Genomic DNA, 17,565 nt, shown 5'->3' on the forward strand with positions numbered 1-17,565 from the left:
GTCAACTTGCAGTAATTTTGATTAATACTCCAGGTCTGTGGCACATTGGAAGAGGATTTGACTGCGTATGTAAATCTGTTCCTCTATCAAACCTCCTTGGTTCTTGTTTTGCATATAGTGGCTGTCCAAGTGTATTTACTGTCTCATTAAAATCTGCTGGTGCAAAATATGTTGTAAATGTGCTTGCTGTTCCTACTGGAAAACAGTGCCCTGTATCTTTCTCAATAAATCTTCTAACCGTTCCTTCAGGGTCAGTTGCTTGCCCCCTATATTCCTCAAACGTTATTCCACAGAATGTAAATCTTGACCTCATATCATTCCTTAGCGCTGCTCCTTCTTGCCATCTTTCATATGCTTCTTTTACTTTAGCATGAGAAGTTAGTGCATCAAAAAACTCAGGACTTACTAAGGCATGAATCCCGGTCATATATTCACCACTTAAGTTGTCTTCAATATGCCGCAATACTTCCAGACACTTACGTTTTACATCAGTTGTTGCTGTTCCAAGGGCAAAATTTACTACTTTTGGTGTTATTTCAAATTCATTATGCAGATTTAATAATTCACTGCCATCAGCATCTAAAATTATTCCTTTGAGCGCTCCCATACGCAAATGCTCTAATGTTATTGCATGTTTGTTTCTCATTAGCTGTAAATGATCGGTTATTACATCCGCCAGCGCTTTCAGTTCACTTTCTGATCCAAATGCCCTTATTCCCTGTACTTCCTCTGGTAACACTACATCATCATGTGGAATATGCGGAACCGTAAACGTTCTTACCTTTCTTTTTCCTCTTTTTCCTACTGTTGCTGGTGCTCCTGGAACTTGCGTTGGTAGTAAACTTAAAACTCCGTTATGTTCTTCTATTGTAATATGTCTAAATCTTACTGACCTATTTGGAAATAAATTTAAATTTTCAACACGTCCATAATTTATCGGCAATATATTCATCGCATTTGTTAGTGCCGTCATGCTAAATGCTGTATTTGTAAATGGATTTTGCATTTTTTCTTTTCCCCCTTTTGTATTTTTAATAGTTTTTTTAAGCTCCCTTGCGGATAATGATCCCTCGTGCTTCAAGTTGCTTTATTGCTGCAGCTTTTTGCTCTTCAGTGATATTTGCTGGCCACACAATTGCATGATCTGCTAGCATTGCACTGCGAGTAATAATTACTCCTTTCATATCAGAATCTTTGCTATGTATATCGGTTGTAATTACTCCTACTGCTGTTTGTGTGCCGTCTGTTCCAGTGGGGTTCAGCACTCTAATAAAACCATCATCTGTCTTCTTGGCAACTACTGTACCAAGTTTAATATTTTGACCTTTCGCTACAGTTATTTGGTCTCTTGAATATAGACTTGATGCCTCATACTTTAATAAGTCACCCAGATTATTTTGTTCAGTTATACATGTCATATTTTCTTTTCTCCTTTTTTTTCCTTTAGTTTACCGCCATGTTTGTAGTTGTTGTACGCGGCGGTTATAAGAAAACTTAAATACTTGATTGCGCTCGAGCTTTAGCTACTTGTATCATCAAATCTTCTGATGAATTTTGTGGTAAAGCGCTGAAAATCTCAGCTTTTGCTGTTCGCTCTGCAAGTAACTCCATTAAAACTTCCCTTGCTTGCTCAACACTTACGCTTTGCTCAATAAATTCTCCTATCTTTTCTGGCATCTTTGATACATTACATAATCTTATTATCTCTAAAATTTCTCTACGACAGTTTTCGTAGCCTTCATCAGTTAACTCATTAGTTGTCATACTAACACTCCTACTTTTATGATTATTGATAAATTCAAAAAATGTTGTAACTCCATCTGCAAGACCTATTTCTACTGCATTTTCACCAAAGTAAAGCCCTGCTTCCGTTGATCGAATCTTTTCAATTGAAAGACCTCTGTTCCTTGCTATTAGCTGCAAAAACATTTCATATAGTCTTCCTACTTCTTTTTGTAAGCTTTCTAAACTTTCAGACGTCATTGGCTCATGCGGATTTAAATCATTCTTCCGACTACCAGCAAAAATTGTGGTGTATTTTATTCCCTGTTTTTCGTCAAATCCACTTTGATCTATATGACTTGCTATTACTCCTATACTCCCAATTCCTGAAGTGCGGGTGAGAAAAATCTTTTCAGCGCTAGAGGCTATAGCGTACGCAGCAGAATATGCATCATCATTTGCTATTGCAATAATTCTCTTTTTTGCTCTTGATTCATAAATAAAATCAGCTAGGTCAAAGACACCGTTTACTTCCCCTCCTGGACTGTCTATGTCAAGTAGAATCGTCTCTATGCTTTTATCTTCTAAAGCACTCTCTATCTCTTCATGAATATTTTCATACGAAGTCATGTCTAAAATATGATCAAAAGCTTCTGTTTTTTTTGTCAAAACTCCATAAATACGTATTATTGCTATTCCTTTTGGGTTTATATGAAAATGCTTTAAATTCTTAAAGATAGGTTGTTTGCTGTTATATAATGATAGTAGTTCAAAGCTTCTTCTCTCTACCATTATTGGTTTATTTATCCACATCACCTTCCTCCCCTTATTGTACTTTATGGCACATTAACGTCACAATCGAAACAAAGTCCAAAAGAATTAGCACGCTTTTGATCTTCTGCTATTTCTTGGTCAATTTCTTCTACATCGTAACCCATTTCTGATACTACTTCTGAGCGGCTCTTGAAGCCATTTCTTACCGCCATTTGCTGTGCTTGCTGATCTTTTAGCGGATCCACCCAATCAAATCCCTGTGGTATCCATTTTACTTCTTCTTTCGCTGCTTTTACTACTTTTTCATCTATACTCAGTTCTCCACAAAGCACTGCTAATTCTAGCCATCTACTCCATACTGGTCTGCAAAATTGAAATACTATAGTGTTGTGTTGCAGCATAGCACATCGACGACGAAACTCTATCAGCCCTGCTCGAATGGATGAATAATTAACACCGGTTAAATCTCCTGTTAGCTGCTCATATGTTATCCCTGTACCAATCGCTATTGCTCTGAGTTGCTGTCTCATAAACGCTTCATAACTTCCTCCAACATCTGATGGCTCTGAAAATTTTATATCTTCTCCTGGGTCTAAAAGCTGCATTGTTCCAGGTTCTAGGCCAGATAGTGCTACTCCTTGCTCATTTGCTTGCTCCTCACCTAAAATATTTGCTTCAGGATCGAGTCTTGTAATAAACCCTGCAAACATCGCAGCAGTCTTTTTTCTTACTAATTCTGCATCATCGTATTGATCAAGTTCATAAAGCTTTAGCAGTATATTAGAAAGCCATGGCTCTCCCCTAATTTGCCCAGGTCTTAGTGGTCTATAGATATGTAAAACATCGTTTGCTGGCACTCTTACTGACTCTCCAAAGGTATTTTCACCAGGGTGTTCTTTAAATAGGTAGTATGCTTCTCTTTGCCCAAGCCTGTTAAACTCAATCCCGTTTCTTATTACATTACCATTTCCTAAAGTTTGATTTGTTTTATTATCTAAATGTTCAGACTCAAGTACTTGCAGTTGTAATGGTACAGAAAATCCATCTTCGAGTTTACGATTTCGGAGGCGTACAAAACATTCTCCTCCCTCTATCATACTTCTGCATACTAGAGCTTGTAATCCATAAAAATCACTTACTCCGTTACTGTCTGCTTCATCTGTCCATTTTAGCCATAATTCTTGCACCTTCTTTCGAAATTCTCCATCTCTTGCTTTTGATTGCGGTTTTATTCCTGTTCCAATAGAGTTACTTACTATTGTATCAATAATATTTGCTGCATATGGATTTTTTCTTACCATATCACGAGAGCGGCTACGCAAGTGCTCAAGGCTTTGAGAAAGCAAATTATTTATGCTTCCCGCTTCTCCTTGCCAATACATTACCCTTCTTCCTGAGCCTGCTGCATCCCAGGCTGAACTTTTGATTTTTGGCTTGCTAAATAGTTGTTTGAAATTTTTCAGCATCATACTAACCAAAATTCTCTTAATTCTTTTAATGTGCCGTTAAATTTATTTCTGTCACATTTTCCGATTCCACTTACTTCATGTGGCTCTGGACCATTTTTACCGTCGGTGTATTGCCATAAAATCCACTTATTCCAGCCTTGCGGTAAAACAGGTTGATCTCCATATCTTGCTATCCATAATGGACATTTAGTCAAAATTGGTGTGGCAAAATCTTTCAAAAAATTAGCACCTCCATACACTAAAGGTGAACGCCCTGTTTCTTCTTGAACTTTTTTAATAAAATCTTCTGCTTGTCTTGGTTCTATATTTTTTCCACTTTCGTTCTCTTCAATATCAAGAGCAACAATTGTATTTTTAGCTTTACCCACTGTATTCAAAAAGTGATTTGCTTGATCCTTTCCATCTTCCCCTACACCGAAATGATATGAACCCCATAATAGACCCAAGTCTTCAGCTTCTTTTCTTCTTTCTTTGTATTTTGAATCTATGTACTCTGTTCCTTGCGTTGCCTTATGAATTACTCCAACTATACCACTCTCTTTAGCTAACTCAAAATCCACATTTTCTTGCCAATGTGACAAATCTATTATTCCATTTACTGAACTCTCTCTATTGTCCCATAGTTTTATGAAAGTTTTTAATTGCTCTAAAAATTCAGAATATTCCTCTTTTACAACTTTTCTCAGAAAATTTTCCCTCATATAACTCCTTTATTTGTTGCAAAAATAATCTTTCGTTTAGGCTTCATTCCAGCAATCTTTAGTTCACCTTTGATGCGTTGTCTTAAGCTCAGTAGATCCTTTATCTGAACTTCAGCATATCTCACAACATGATCACCATATGCAATTGATACCACTCTTTCGCCACTCTGAAGCTTCTTTATTGCTTGTTCAACTTGAATTAAATAATCTTCGTTATACATTTATTGCTTGCTGATCCATTTGCTTTTGACTATTTTCTTTGATTTTTTATTTTCCGGTTTTTCACTTAAACTATTCCATTTACTCTCTGGCCATCTGTCTACTCCCAGTGCTATCGATGCTGCTCTTGCGTAAATTCGGCAATCTAGTACTTCATTTCTTTCTCTTACCTTTTGCCACTCCTGTTTTGTGTATCCTTTTACTACCTTGCTGACTAATTGCTCTGCCGTTAGCTGCTTAAAATATTCAGGTGCATACTCAGGAAAATGACAATATCCTGCTGGAGCTTCTTCACCTTCTTTTAAAACATTAAGTAATTGAAAAAGCTCTGACTTTAATATCGATACTCCTACTGGCCAGAGCTTTATTCCTCTTTTCAGCTTTTGACCACCAACTGTTATATCTACTCTGCTTGGACTGCTAAGTGGTACTAGAGCTTTATTTACACCTTTCACTGCCATTACTCTTCCAGATCCTTGATGACCTCTTACCCAGTTGTATACTTCTTGCGTTGCATATCCAGCATCTACTGCCATCATACTTATCATATATTCAAGCCCATTTTCACCGATAAAATGATGATTGAGGAGCTCCGAAAGCTTTCCCCATACTTCTCCACCTCCTGTATCTCCTTCAAATACTCGATAGTCTATTGACCAACTTTCGCGGCTTTTTCCCCAGGCTACAACTTCTACTTCTAAACGATCTTTTTGGACATCAACTCCTGCTGTGAGAACTACTTCGCCTTTTGGTACTGTGCCAATCTGAAAAAATTCTCTTCTGTTAAATAATTGCTTCCAGTCTGGTACTTCTCCTTTATCTACCCAAGTTTCTCCAAGCGTAGTATTTATCCAAACTTTCAGTAATTGTTCACTTTCTTTGGCATGGAGAAAATCTTCTACTGCTTGTTGCCAACTATACCAACCAACTGGACTGTAAAGACTTGAAAGATGAAATCCTTTTTTCTCACCTTTTACTCTATTAGTAGGTCTCCATTCTCCACGCTCAAGTATCTCTGTCTTTTGATGATTTTCTATTTTGCCGCTACATTCAGTGCAGACATAATGTGCTGTTCTTGAGTCGTTGTTCTCCCATTTAATTTGTGGCCATTTTAATACTTGATAGTAATTACAATGCGGACATGGTACAAAAAAATATCTCTTATCTGTTGCTTCAAATTCTTTCTCAATTCTGCTTATTCCATGAATCGTTGGCGTTGACACTAAAAAAATCTTTCGCCGTGCAAATGTATTAGTTCGTGCAATACTGAGCAGTACTGGATCTCCTTCTCCTCCTGAATCTCCTGGGTAGGCATCTATTTCATCAAGAAAGAGATATTTTACTGGCATAGATCTCAGTGCTACACTGCTATTTGCTCCGGTTATTACTACTATTCCACCTGGAAATTCCTTACTTTGTACAGTATTGCCTGAATCTCTTGATCTTGGGTCTTTTACTTTACTTTTTAAACATGGTGTACTTTCAATCAGTGGCGCAAATCTTCCTTTTGACCAACGCTTTCCCATTTCAACTGTTGGCTGTACTACTAGCATTGGTCCTGGTGTTTGATCGATGATATAGCCAATCCAATTGTTGCCAGCTTCTGTTCCTCCAATCTGCGCTCCCTTCATAAATACTACTTTTTCTGCTGGTGAGGACGGAGAAAGTGAATCCATGATTTCTTTTAAATAAGGAGTTCTTTCCGTTCTCCACTTTCCTGGCTCTGATGCTGCAGTTGGTGCTAGAACTCGATACTCATTCGCCCACTCTGATACTTTAAGCTCTGGATCTGGTTTTAAACCTTCAGAAAATGATGTGGCGTATATCATATTGCTAGCTCTTCACCATCATTAGATGATACTTCAACATCACTTAAATTAGGACTTACGCTCTCACTTGTTTTCTCACTTTCGAGTTCAATAAACATTTTCTTTTCAAGCGCTTCTTCTATATACTTCTGAATTAAATTACTCATTACTATTGCAGCTATGAGTGCAACTATTCCCACCATTACTGCAGCTATAATGTTAGGGTAAATTCCCACTATCGCTATTGCACATACTGTTATAGAAACACAGATGATATTGATATATTTCTTTATTTTTTTGTCTGCTATTTTCCTTTCTTCAAAATATTTATTGCTCAATAAATGAAACGTTGGAAAGTTGTCATTTTTTCCAAATAAAACTATATCTTTTTCTTTGCTTAATAACTTTATCAGTTTTACGTTATTTGTTGTTATTGCGTACTGAAAAACATCTGTAGCATCTGCTCTTTTCTTTAGCAGTAATTTTACTATATTAAAATGTCTATTTATTGCTGCAAGATATATCGCTGATTCTCCTTTATTGTTTAAAATATCTACTTCAACTCCCTCTTCTAAAATCTCTTCTAGGAACTCCTCATATCCTTTTTTTGCAGCTAAATGAAGTAAACTGTTTTTATCTTCTCCATATTTACTACTCATTAAAATTTCCACTATATCTTGTTTATTCCTTTCTCTTGCATAACAAAATGGTGTTTTGCCTTTATCATCTCTAATCAAAGGATCTATATCTTCTCGCGTTAGTAAAACCTCTATTGTTTTAAGTCTTTCAGCATAATGTAATGGTGTTTTATTTTCATAGTCTTGTAAATTGACCTTGGAGTTTGGAGCATTTGTTAAACACCTTACAATATCCAAACACAAATCTCGTTCATCATAATTGCTAACGCTTACAGCATTGTGAAGAGGTGATAACTTTGTTGCATTTTCTCCACTACCGGTCCTATTTACATTTGCATCGAGGTCTACTAGTTTTTTTACTACTCCTATTTTCTTGTTGTTTACTGCATAATGAATTGCTGCGTGATTTCTCGCATCAAGAATGTCCTTATCCGCATTTCCTTCTCTAATTAAAATTTCTACTATTTCTTCATTTCCAGCTCCTGCTGCTAAGTGTAATGCTGTATGTAGTAGAGCATTCTGCTCATTAACATTAACCCCTTTGTCGAGTAAAAACCTTACAGCATTTGCTTCATTCAACATCGCAGCTAAGTGGAGTAAGCTATCTTGCTCTGATCCGTATTTGTTATTAATTAGCGCCTGTAATATTTCTTCTCTTGCACAAGAGAGCGCACTTTTACCATCATCATCAGTGATCAGTGGATTAATATTTTTCCTGTTCAGTAAGAGTGCAACCATACCAAACTCGTTAATTTCTACTGCATAATGCAGCGGTGTCTTTCCATTTAATCCTCTAACATTTACATCCACTCCTGGTTGATTAATGAGACACTTTATTAATTCTAAACTTAAGTTAGCAGACATTATTTAAAACTTAATATTAGATAATTCTTGTAATGAGTTTGTAATCTCTTCAGTTAGCGCCATATGAATCTTTTCAGTGTCACTCAGTGATGCAAGTAGTGCTGAAACTCTATTTGGAATATTAAGCAAATTATTACGGACAACTCTTGCTACGTTAAATGCATCGCGCTTTACTTCCTCTACTGCTACAAGTTCTCCTATCTCAGCCTTAGCTTTCGCCTCAAGTAGTTTACCTCGTTCCATTTCATTTTTTATTCGAGTTTTAAGCAACATTGTGGAAAGGTTACTTGTATTTTCGTTTTCTGGATTTTTCCTCCTCAGTGGCTGACTTGGATCTCTTATTGCCGCTACTGCTTCATTTGCTTGTTCTCTATTGATCAAACTATCCTCCAACTCAACTATTCCTTTTTTTACTAAATAACAGACATATTGCTTTGATACTCCTATCTCTCTTGCCCATTCTGTTTGTGTGATCTTTTCCACTCTTTTCCTCCTCTCTTTTCGCTCCTTTTTACGAATTTTCTTCTTGAATTTCTGCAAAAGTTTTACCAGTACCAGAAAGAATAGCTTCTCTTCCGGTATATATTTGCCAACGTTTTATCGTTACATCTACAAATTTTGAATCTAGCTCTATTGTCCTACAAATTCTTCCTGTTCTCTCACATGCAATCAGTGTACTTCCAGATCCGCTAAATGGATCAAGTACTATGTCTCCTGGTCTACTGCTATTAACTATTGCTCTCTCCATTAGCTCTACTGGCTTCATCGTTGGATGTAGTGTATTGTGTGTTGGCTTATCATAAAACCAGAGGTCACTTTGATTTCTACCTCCATACCACTCACGTTTATTGCCACTTTTCCATCCATAAAGCATTGCTTCGTATTGTCTTTGATAATCAGATCTGCCTAGTGTAAAGTGATTCTTCGCCCAAATGATAAATGTCGACCAACGTCCACCTGCTTCTTCAAATGCTTTTTGCAACGTCGAAAACTCTGATGATGATATGCAGATGTAAATTGCTCCTTTCGTATATGCTAAAATATTGGAACAAATGTAGTAGAGAAAAAGTTCGTACTTTTCACCTTGATTATCGTTTAATATTTTTTTATCTTGACTGCTACGCCGGGTAGAAAGAGAAGCGTTGCCGCTCCTTTTCCCCCTAAGAACCGTACTTGACAGTTTTCCGTCATACGGCTCAAGCCTTTCAAAGGCAGATTTATTTGCCCGGCTGTTATCGATAGAAGACTGGTTCTCAAGTTTCGTCATAATTACTTCTCCTTAATACAATGTTGGTATTTCTTTCTTTCAAGATTTCGCTTGAAAAAGTATGAATTAAACTTTGGATCATAGGGATTAGCATCTGCTCTTATTTTGACATGTCTCACAATCGGAATTGAGGCAGCTTGCATTAAAGTTACCATGCTACCTTGTCCTTTATCTTTTGAAGACTTAGCAAAGAAGGTCCAGTTATTATTGCCAATGGTGCAAAAGTATCTCTGCTTTCTCCATTGAAAATTTTTATTTGGATGCCTTCTTTTAATCCATCTCAAAAGCGCACCAAAGATCTTATGATCGACATAGTTGAACACTTTCTTTGACACAACATGACGGTAATAATTTGTCCATCCTCTGATCTTAGGATTCAAGGTGTAGATAAGTTGTTCCGTTGTTATTGTGCTGTGAAGTCTCATGGTTTCCAGGATCATTTTTAGGAACTCTTTGATACTTGCTTTAGAAGGCATGATCAAGAGCTTTCCTCGATACTTTCGAATCGTAAATCCTAGAAAATCAAATCCTTCATCAATGGAAGTAATCTTAGTTTTTTCTACTGAGAATTCCAATCCACGCTCCTTCAAAAAGGCACACACTGCTGGTTTTACTTTGTTTTCAAGGACTTCTTTCGATCTTCCTGTAATAATAAAGTCATCAGCGTAGGCGGTAGTATTAACCTTATCGCGCCAAAAGGCAGATTTTTGGGCTGTCTTTTCTAAGCCTCTAAGGGTAATATTCATCAGTGTAGGAGAGATGATCCCTCCTTGAGGAGTACCTTCTTTAATGATATAAAAAGTGTTCTTATCCATGTATCCTGCTGTCAGCCATTTTTTCAGAATTTTCTTATCCATAGGGCAGTGTTCTAAAAGCCATGCATGACTAATGGAGTCATAACAAGATTTGATATCTGCTTCTAGGATCCATGGTGCCGATACTTTTTGGCACAACGTTTTAAAACATTGGTCAATAGCATCAGCAGCTGATCTTTTATGCCGAAAACCATAGGCATGACGATCTAAAATTGATTCTGAAACTGGTTCAAGTGCTTGCAGATAAAGAGCCTGCATTGCCCGATCCTTCATAGTTGGTATTCCCAAAGGACGTTTTTTTCCTGCTCTTTTTGGAATCCATACTCGTCGGAGCGGTTGGACGCAATATCCTCGACGCTTTAACGATTGAACAGCTTTGATCTTTTGTTGCGGTGTGCGCCAAACTAAGCCATCAACCCCAGGGGTGTTTTTTCCTTGATTTTGAGTGACTCGTTTAACAGCCAAAAGTTTTGCAGTAAACGAATGTGTCAATATCCATTGCAAAGCTTTCACTTTGCCGTACCTTCTTTCTCGAACAGCCTTTGCAATACGCATCTGGAGCTTTTTGACACCTATTATCACTTTAGTCCAATTAATAGATTCCCATGTAATTGTAGGTGTAGAGGATGCACCAATCGCTGAATATGTCAGTGTTGTCATTTGCTTTTCCTCATATATAAAAAGTTCTCCAAAATCTCTTACAAAGAAAGACCTATCGGACGTGGGCACACTTTTATGTCCAGTAATGTTTCAACTGGTATTCCCACCATTACAGTGAGACCTTTGCTTTTTCCGACATCCCAAACCTGCACTGCCATAAGCATTCCTTACAGTTTGCTGTCCCCACTATGGTAGGGAGCAAGTACAGGGTTTCCACGCTTCCCCAAAAGTAGCTTGTGAACTTAGGTGCCTGCTGTCGACCGAGAAGCTTATAGGTTACGGGAACACAACTACGAGATGTTCCTCCTGCTTCCAATGCCTTTTGGCCCAAGCGTATCAACCGCTTTCGCTTGTCAACGTTTACGGTCTTTATCACAGGTTCAGTTACCTTCACCTTATTCACTATCTAGCACTTACCCTCTGTATGGTTTGAGGGAGAATACGCCTTTTGCAATTTGTATCCCGCATAATGCTTTGTTACATTGTCAGGGCAGCTACTTAATTCATGCCCCTAGATTCATCCGGCAACACGGACGGTTTCTTCTTGATCTTTCTAAGAAAACCTAGAAAATCCTGAGAAACAGCTACTTCTGACGCCTTCGCGTCGCAACGTAATCAACGTTATATGGAGGATCACATACGGTAATATCTGCCATTTTATTATCTAATACCGCTTTATATGATTCAACTAAAGAGCTATCACCACAATAGATTCGATGATCACCTAAAATCCATAAATCACCTGGTTTTGTTATTTCTACCCTTTTTTCATCACCAACCAAGTCAGAAAAATCTTCTTTTTCACTATCTAAATCATCAAGGAAATGTTGAACTTTTTCTAATTCAAATCCTGTCATTTTAAGATCAAACTGTAAATCTTCTAACTCTTGAATTTCTACTTTCAAAAGCTCATCATCCCACTTTGCCCAATTAGCTGATTGATTGGCCAGTAATCGAAAAGCTTTGGTTTGTGGTTCATTTAAATTATCACTTAAAACCACTGGAATACTCTCCATACCAAGCTTTCTTGCTGCTTTAAGTCTTAAATGACCATCAACCACAGTTCCATCGCTTTTTGCAACTATTGGTATACGAAAGCCGAATTCTCGAATAGAAGCACACATTCTGTTGACCACATCGTCATTTTTACGAGGATTACGCTCATATTCGACGAGATCTCGAGTAGGATAATAGTGGATTGCTAAATTCATATAATTTAAATTCTTAATAACTAAAAGGTTAATATTTAAAATATCTCTGACGCTAAAGAAGGCCTGGGGTCAGCACCACCAAATCCGCCATTATGGCTGAAAGGACCCACTTTTATGGTATTTTTAGACTATTAAAATCTTTACTAACATAGAACATTAATGCCAAAGCATCGGCCTCATTATCATCTCTAGGTGAACCCCCTTTTTTCTTTACAGCTTCAATAACTTCACTCTTACTTGCATTGCCTTTGCCCGTTATAAAGCGTTTGATAGTTTTAACATTAACACCTTGGTAGGGAATATTGTTCTCTTCACACCAAGCAGAGAGAACTGCAAGAAAACCACCGTAGCAATGCGCTGCATCAGTTCCTAGATGTCTTCTTACTTCTTCAAAATAAACTGCAGAAATGTCTTTCAAAGAATTGAGCCAATTACGAAAGTTTAAGAAGCACATTCCACCTCCACTGAAACGACTACCATGAAAACTTTTGCTTCCACTTTCAATTATTCCATCTGTTAGAATTGCCCAGCCCATTTGTTTGCCGAGGTCCAGTGTTAAGATTGACATTTGCTATTATTAAAATTACAAGTAGCACTTACTCCAAAATATCGTCTGGTTTCTGCAAAATACACTAGCAATTCATAGGTTTTTGTAGGCCAACAACGGAAATTCGAGAATTATGTGCTACTGCAGAAAGTTGTTTTCTTATTATATATATTCACCAAAATTACGAAAACTGTTCAATTTTTTTTGCAAAGGATAAAAATCGTGTTAGACTTACATGAAGATTTGTTCTATAGTAGTAAGGTTACTAAGAATGCCATTTAATTAAGTTTTAAAGGGTGCTACACTCGTTCTTTTACGCAGTGCTATATTTTAGCATCCATCTTTAAAATGAAGTTTTTACCTCATCTAAAAAAATACAAGTATGCTCAATGTTTGTTTGCCGAGTTTTGAATTGACACTTAAAGCTTTTGTATTTGAAGCGCATCCACAAACTATAGCCCTTCTATTATATATATACCGGATTTCTTACTACTTTTTCCGGGATTTTCTAAAAAAAAGTTAAAATAATTTTAAAACTGCTTATCAGCTAAAGAATAAAGCAGATAGTCCTCTATTTTTAGAGTTTTACAGTTGCTTGTCTTTTTTACAAATAACCCATATGCTACTTGAAGTAAGGTAGAGTAGATATGACAATAAATGGGAACGAAATTTTATTATATACAACTCCAGATGGAGACGTAAGAATTGATGTTTTGTATCGAGATGAAAACATTTGGCTTACACAAAAAAGAATGGCGGAGTTATTTGGTGTTAACATTAGAACAATTAGTGAGCACTTACAGAACATATTTGCTAGTCAAGAGTTAGATAAAGATTCAGTTATCCGGATTTTCCGGAATACTGCTGAAGATGGTAAACAGTACCCTACACAATTTTATAATTTGGATAGCTATTGGTTATCGAGTTAATTCTAAAAAGGCTACATCTTTTAGAGTATGGGCTACGAAAATTTTAAAGATCAAAGGATTTGCATTAGATAGCGAACGGCTAAAAAACGGCCCAAAGTTTGGTAAAGACTACTTCAATGAATTACTTGAAAAAATCAGGAGCATCCGAACGTAGGTTTTACCAGAAGATTACTGACATTTATGCTGAATGCTCTGCAGACTATGATCCAAATTCAGAAATAACAAAACAATTTTATGCAAAAGTACAGAATAAATTATATTGATGGCCTAACTGCAGCAGAGCTCTCGAGTTGACCACAAAAAACCAAATATTGGGCTAACTACATGGAAAGATGGTTCTGGCAACAAAATTCATAAGAGTGATGTGAGTACTGCAAAAAACTACTTGACTGAAAAAGAGTTGAGTGCATATTGTTTCCTAGATTATGCGGAACTTCAAGCAAGAAAGCATCGGCTAATAAAAATGCAGAATTGGGTTGAAAAGTTGGATGCATTTCTATTGTTCAATGATTATGAAGTACTTAAAGATGCTGGTAAAGTTAGTGCTGAAGTTGCAAAAGCTCTAGCTGAAGGAGAATACGAAAAGTATAGAGTTATACAAACATGAATCTGACTTTGATGAATTAAGTAAAGAAAGTGAGAAAATAACTACAACAAAAACCAGCTTGTAGTTGAGCTATCTGTGTTTGATATCTTGTCTATCACCTTTTGTTTTAATTTCAAGGGGGGTGAAAAATTGTCCCCACCCTTTAGAAAGCCCCGTATCTCTGCTTTTTATCTACCAATAATATAGTAGAAATATAAGTCTTTGTCTCCATTATACTAGATAAACCTGGAGACGTAAATAAATAAATTTTGATCTTTGTCTCCATTTTAAGGTAGCTTCTGTTTCTTCTTTTATAGCAGCAACTCCAAACTTTTTTCCTTTAGATTCATCTACAAATTATTTATAGAGATTACCTAAAAATTCAACTTAAGAGTTTTAGATGAAAATAGTTATATTTCAATAAGACCTCCAAAATAACCAGCTCTGGTGATATATATTCACCGAAATTACAAAAACTGTTCACTTTTTTGAAAAAGTATTTTACAATAAATAAGAAATATGATAGAGTAAGCTGAGGTTTTTTGTAGCAAGTAAAAGTTTAAGGTAAAAGATAATTTAGAAATGCCTCATAATCGAGTTTTAAGCTGCCTTACATAAGTAACTTAGTTCTTGGTAGTATAATTGTATAATCACTTTAAATTCGCACTAAATGCAATTGCCTCAAGGTTGTATTTTTTTCATTAAATTTAAGTAATGTTTTGTGGTAATCTCTCTAGGTCTTCTTCATTTCTATTTATCCAATATATTTTATATTTATTATTACTGTTATTATTTATTACTATTATATATATATAATATATAAGGGTTTTAGGAAGCTAGAATCCGCCTCACTGGCTGACTTTAGACATGTGGTTTCTAGGAACGCTTTTAGGAACGTAGGCAAAAAAGCTAGCTCTCACGCAGAATTTAGATTCCTGATTTCTAATTACTGATTTAGGAACCTAGGAATTAGGAATGTAATACAATCATTGATGGTGCTATTTCTTAAGTGCTAAGTTCTAGTTGAGTGGATGTAAATTGATAGTAGCTATATAGATTGAAATGGCAATAGAGAAAACTGGGTAAACTCTAAAATATTTTTACCCATAAAAAAAGACTTATCCTAACATTAAATTTTCCCTATAGCTAAAATCTTCAGCTCCAAGAGTGAATTTTCCTATACCACAAGCAAATGGTCCAGTTGGAATGTCAAGCCACTTATCCTCTCTTGAACCTGTAGACATCACTTTAACTAACTGCTTTACCTGCAAAAGTTCCTGTACCATACGCTCTAGTCTATCCCTTCCCATGCTGTGAAAAACTTCAGGTAGTCTATGGCGTTGCTTATATACTCCTGTGCTTCCTGTGTGAGTAAATGGATGCCCTGAAGCAGCAGATCGTGTAACTGCATCGATAAGACATATTTTAAGGTCTTTTTCACTAGCATTTTTAACTGTTAGTTGTATTGTTATATCTTCTAGTAGCCCTGCTTCCTGATTTCTTAGGTAAGTTCTTACAGTACGATCAGCTAACCCATTGGCCTTCACAACTGCCCCATGAAATAAAGCATTCTGTCTTGGTGTTTCTCCTACTGCCTTAAAGATCTCTAGCCTAGCTGTATTTTCTATTGGCCAAAAAGCGTATGAGCATCTAACACCATTAACAAGAGCAGAGGTACCTCTTATTGCATCTCTTGCTTGTTCAACAGTTAGTATAGGTTTTTCTCCTTTTGGTTTTCTCATGTGGTGAGCAGTAACAATTGAAGCTCCAGTACTATTTGCTAGATCAGACAATAGACACATCAGATAATCCCCTACAGCTGGGTCAGCATTTATATCTGCATGGATAAATGAAGCAAGTGGATCAAATACTATCAATTTCAGATCTTTAATTTTCTCGAGCTGTTTTATTATAGATTCGAATTCAGGAGAAACTTCGACAACTTTACCACGAACGTTTCTTAGTATTGTAAGTGATCCTCTGACGTTTGGCAGTGGTACAATAAATAGTTTGTCTTTATATTTTAATCTTTCACATTTAGGGTCAAGTCGTTCTAAGCGGCGATGTACTTCACCTGCATCATCTTCTGCTAAAAAGACTACCACTGATCCATGTTCAGTCACAAGCGAACCAAAACCACATATTTGATCTGTATCATTTACAACTTTGAGAGCCAAATCAAGTAGCAGCATTCCTTTTCCTGTGTCTCCCATAGCAGCAACTATTGAAGTAACGCCCAAAGGAAATATCCCTTCAACAAGAAATTTTTGCTCTGGTACTGGACCTACAAAGCGCTCTGCACTCCAATCTAAAATATTAAGTGGCTGTTTTATGGGTCTTTCTAAACTTTTCATATTTGAAGTATCAGTAGTTGGAATATCAGTAGCAGGTAAATTTATACATGGAGTTGAAGTTAAAAACTCTTTGACATCTATACCTTCCTCTACACAATCAGCAGCATCCCAGCCTTTTGTTTTATTTTGTGGAATATTAAGAACAACAAGTGATTCAACTCCGATTTCTAAAAGCTTTTTTTCAGCATTTTTAGCATATTTCTTACCTGCTTCATCATTATCTGGCCATATAATAATGTGTTTACCTTTTAGCGGAGTCCAATCAGTTTTCTCAATAGGTGCATTTGCTCCAGACATCGCTGTTGTTGCAGTTATTCCCTTCTCTATCAGCGCTTCTGCACATTTTTCCCCTTCCACCAGAACAATTTTATCAGACTTTAAGATTTCTGGAATATTATATAGAGGCCTTATTTCTGGTGATGCAAACTTAGATTGTTTGATATCAAAAGGCTTGTATACTTTTTTCTTTCCAGGAGGATCAGAACGATAAACTTTTACAATCACCTGACCATTTTCATCATAATAATTCCAACTTTGGGTAATGAATTTCTCAAAGTCTTCATCAACATATTGTTTCTCTCTGTATTTTTTATTATTTCCGAGCCATTCACTTATTGAAGCTATTACCTCAGGAAACTCTGTCCTTGCATTCTTTCTATGTACAGCTGCCCAAAGGTCGATAATGTCACCACCTTCTCCAGTTGCAAAATCATTCCATAACCCGGCTCTACTGCCACTTAGTTCTACTCTTAAACTTTTTCCTTTATTACCCCATATATCACCTACTTGAAACTCATTTTTGTGAAAAGTTCCGTTAGGTAGCAAGTACAAAAGACAAGATCTTAAGTTTAATAGAAGTTGTGCTTTAAGTTCTTGAACATTGTATGAATCACTCATGAAATTACCTGTAAGTTGAAAGTCTTGTTCTATATATTCACCGGATTTACAAAAACTGTTCAGTTCGTAGGTGCATTGTCTGATCAAAGTTTTGAGTGTCTGAG

At 36.4% G+C, this 17,565-nt stretch carries 14 protein-coding genes and 3 pseudogenes; 3 read left to right on the forward strand and 14 right to left on the reverse strand.

Going from position 1 to position 17,565, the window contains the following annotated elements:
- Nucleotide 1: 1 nt before the first annotated feature.
- The 13 genes and pseudogenes from ABWU32_RS05500 to ABWU32_RS05560 form a co-directional block, all read right to left on the reverse strand.
- Complete coding sequence (locus ABWU32_RS05500) at nucleotides 2-1,006, reverse strand: major capsid protein (RefSeq protein WP_353278510.1); 1,005 nt, start codon at nucleotides 1,004-1,006, stop codon at nucleotides 2-4.
- Nucleotides 1,007-1,043: 37 nt separating this feature from the next.
- Nucleotides 1,044-1,418, reverse strand: coding sequence for a head decoration protein (locus ABWU32_RS05505; protein ID WP_265027989.1), 375 nt, complete (start codon nucleotides 1,416-1,418; stop codon nucleotides 1,044-1,046).
- A gap of 76 nt (nucleotides 1,419-1,494) precedes the next feature.
- Nucleotides 1,495-2,535 carry a S49 family peptidase gene (locus tag ABWU32_RS05510; protein WP_265027988.1) on the reverse strand — a complete coding sequence of 347 codons (1,041 nt, stop codon included), beginning with the start codon at nucleotides 2,533-2,535 and terminating at the stop codon, nucleotides 1,495-1,497.
- 23 nt (nucleotides 2,536-2,558) lie between these two features.
- Nucleotides 2,559-3,965, reverse strand: a complete 1,407-nt coding sequence (locus tag ABWU32_RS05515) for a phage portal protein (protein WP_265027987.1) — start codon at nucleotides 3,963-3,965, stop codon at nucleotides 2,559-2,561.
- Nucleotides 3,962-4,666, reverse strand: coding sequence for a glycoside hydrolase family 25 protein (locus ABWU32_RS05520; protein ID WP_237350031.1), 705 nt, complete (start codon nucleotides 4,664-4,666; stop codon nucleotides 3,962-3,964). The genes ABWU32_RS05515 and ABWU32_RS05520 overlap by 4 nt, the downstream gene beginning before the upstream one ends.
- Nucleotides 4,663-4,887, reverse strand: a complete 225-nt coding sequence (locus tag ABWU32_RS05525; RefSeq protein ID WP_114517333.1) for a gpW family head-tail joining protein — start codon at nucleotides 4,885-4,887, stop codon at nucleotides 4,663-4,665. The genes ABWU32_RS05520 and ABWU32_RS05525 overlap by 4 nt, the downstream gene beginning before the upstream one ends.
- Nucleotides 4,888-6,714 (reverse strand): phage terminase large subunit family protein, encoded by a 1,827-nt coding sequence (locus tag ABWU32_RS05530; protein ID WP_265027985.1) that lies wholly within the window; start codon nucleotides 6,712-6,714, stop codon nucleotides 4,888-4,890.
- Nucleotides 6,711-8,195, reverse strand: a complete 1,485-nt coding sequence (locus ABWU32_RS05535; protein WP_265027984.1) for an ankyrin repeat domain-containing protein — start codon at nucleotides 8,193-8,195, stop codon at nucleotides 6,711-6,713. Before ABWU32_RS05535 ends, ABWU32_RS05530 begins: the two co-directional genes overlap by 4 nt.
- Nucleotides 8,196-8,198: 3 nt before the next feature.
- A complete protein-coding gene (locus ABWU32_RS05540) occupies nucleotides 8,199-8,678 on the reverse strand; it encodes a hypothetical protein (RefSeq protein ID WP_353278515.1) in 480 nt (159 codons plus the stop codon).
- Between the two features lie 28 nt (nucleotides 8,679-8,706).
- Nucleotides 8,707-9,309, reverse strand: a pseudogene (locus tag ABWU32_RS05545) (DNA-methyltransferase); the annotation flags it as partial.
- A gap of 155 nt (nucleotides 9,310-9,464) precedes the next feature.
- Nucleotides 9,465-10,937, reverse strand: a complete 1,473-nt coding sequence (gene ltrA, locus ABWU32_RS05550) for a group II intron reverse transcriptase/maturase (RefSeq protein ID WP_264378235.1) — start codon at nucleotides 10,935-10,937, stop codon at nucleotides 9,465-9,467.
- A gap of 590 nt (nucleotides 10,938-11,527) precedes the next feature.
- Nucleotides 11,528-12,148 (reverse strand): annotated as a pseudogene (locus ABWU32_RS05555) (ParB N-terminal domain-containing protein); the annotation flags it as partial.
- A 112-nt stretch (nucleotides 12,149-12,260) separates the two neighbouring features.
- Nucleotides 12,261-12,716, reverse strand: a complete 456-nt coding sequence (locus ABWU32_RS05560) for a crossover junction endodeoxyribonuclease RuvC (RefSeq protein WP_353278517.1) — start codon at nucleotides 12,714-12,716, stop codon at nucleotides 12,261-12,263.
- Nucleotides 12,717-13,342: 626 nt separating this feature from the next.
- Here ABWU32_RS05560 and ABWU32_RS05565 point away from each other — a divergent pair.
- The 3 genes and pseudogenes from ABWU32_RS05565 (at nucleotide 13,343) to ABWU32_RS05575 (ending at nucleotide 14,231) form a co-directional block, all read left to right on the forward strand.
- Entirely contained in the window at nucleotides 13,343-13,624 is a 282-nt protein-coding gene (locus tag ABWU32_RS05565) for a hypothetical protein (protein ID WP_264376457.1), read from the forward strand.
- Nucleotides 13,566-13,887: pseudogene (gene rhuM, locus ABWU32_RS05570) on the forward strand (RhuM family protein). The gene ABWU32_RS05565 and the pseudogene rhuM overlap by 59 nt, the downstream one beginning before the upstream one ends.
- 47 nt (nucleotides 13,888-13,934) lie before the next feature.
- Nucleotides 13,935-14,231: a virulence RhuM family protein gene (locus ABWU32_RS05575; RefSeq protein WP_264376582.1), complete on the forward strand. Its 297-nt coding sequence runs from the start codon at nucleotides 13,935-13,937 to the stop codon at nucleotides 14,229-14,231.
- A gap of 1,097 nt (nucleotides 14,232-15,328) precedes the next feature.
- On the opposite strand, the gene ABWU32_RS05580 is transcribed toward ABWU32_RS05575, so the two are convergent.
- On the reverse strand, nucleotides 15,329-17,461 hold the full coding sequence (locus tag ABWU32_RS05580; protein ID WP_353278519.1) for an AAA family ATPase: 2,133 nt from the start codon (nucleotides 17,459-17,461) through the stop codon (nucleotides 15,329-15,331).
- Nucleotides 17,462-17,565 lie beyond the last annotated feature (104 nt).

This window comes from Wolbachia endosymbiont (group A) of Udea olivalis, from assembly GCF_964028365.1.
GTDB lineage: Bacteria > Pseudomonadota > Alphaproteobacteria > Rickettsiales > Anaplasmataceae > Wolbachia > Wolbachia pipientis.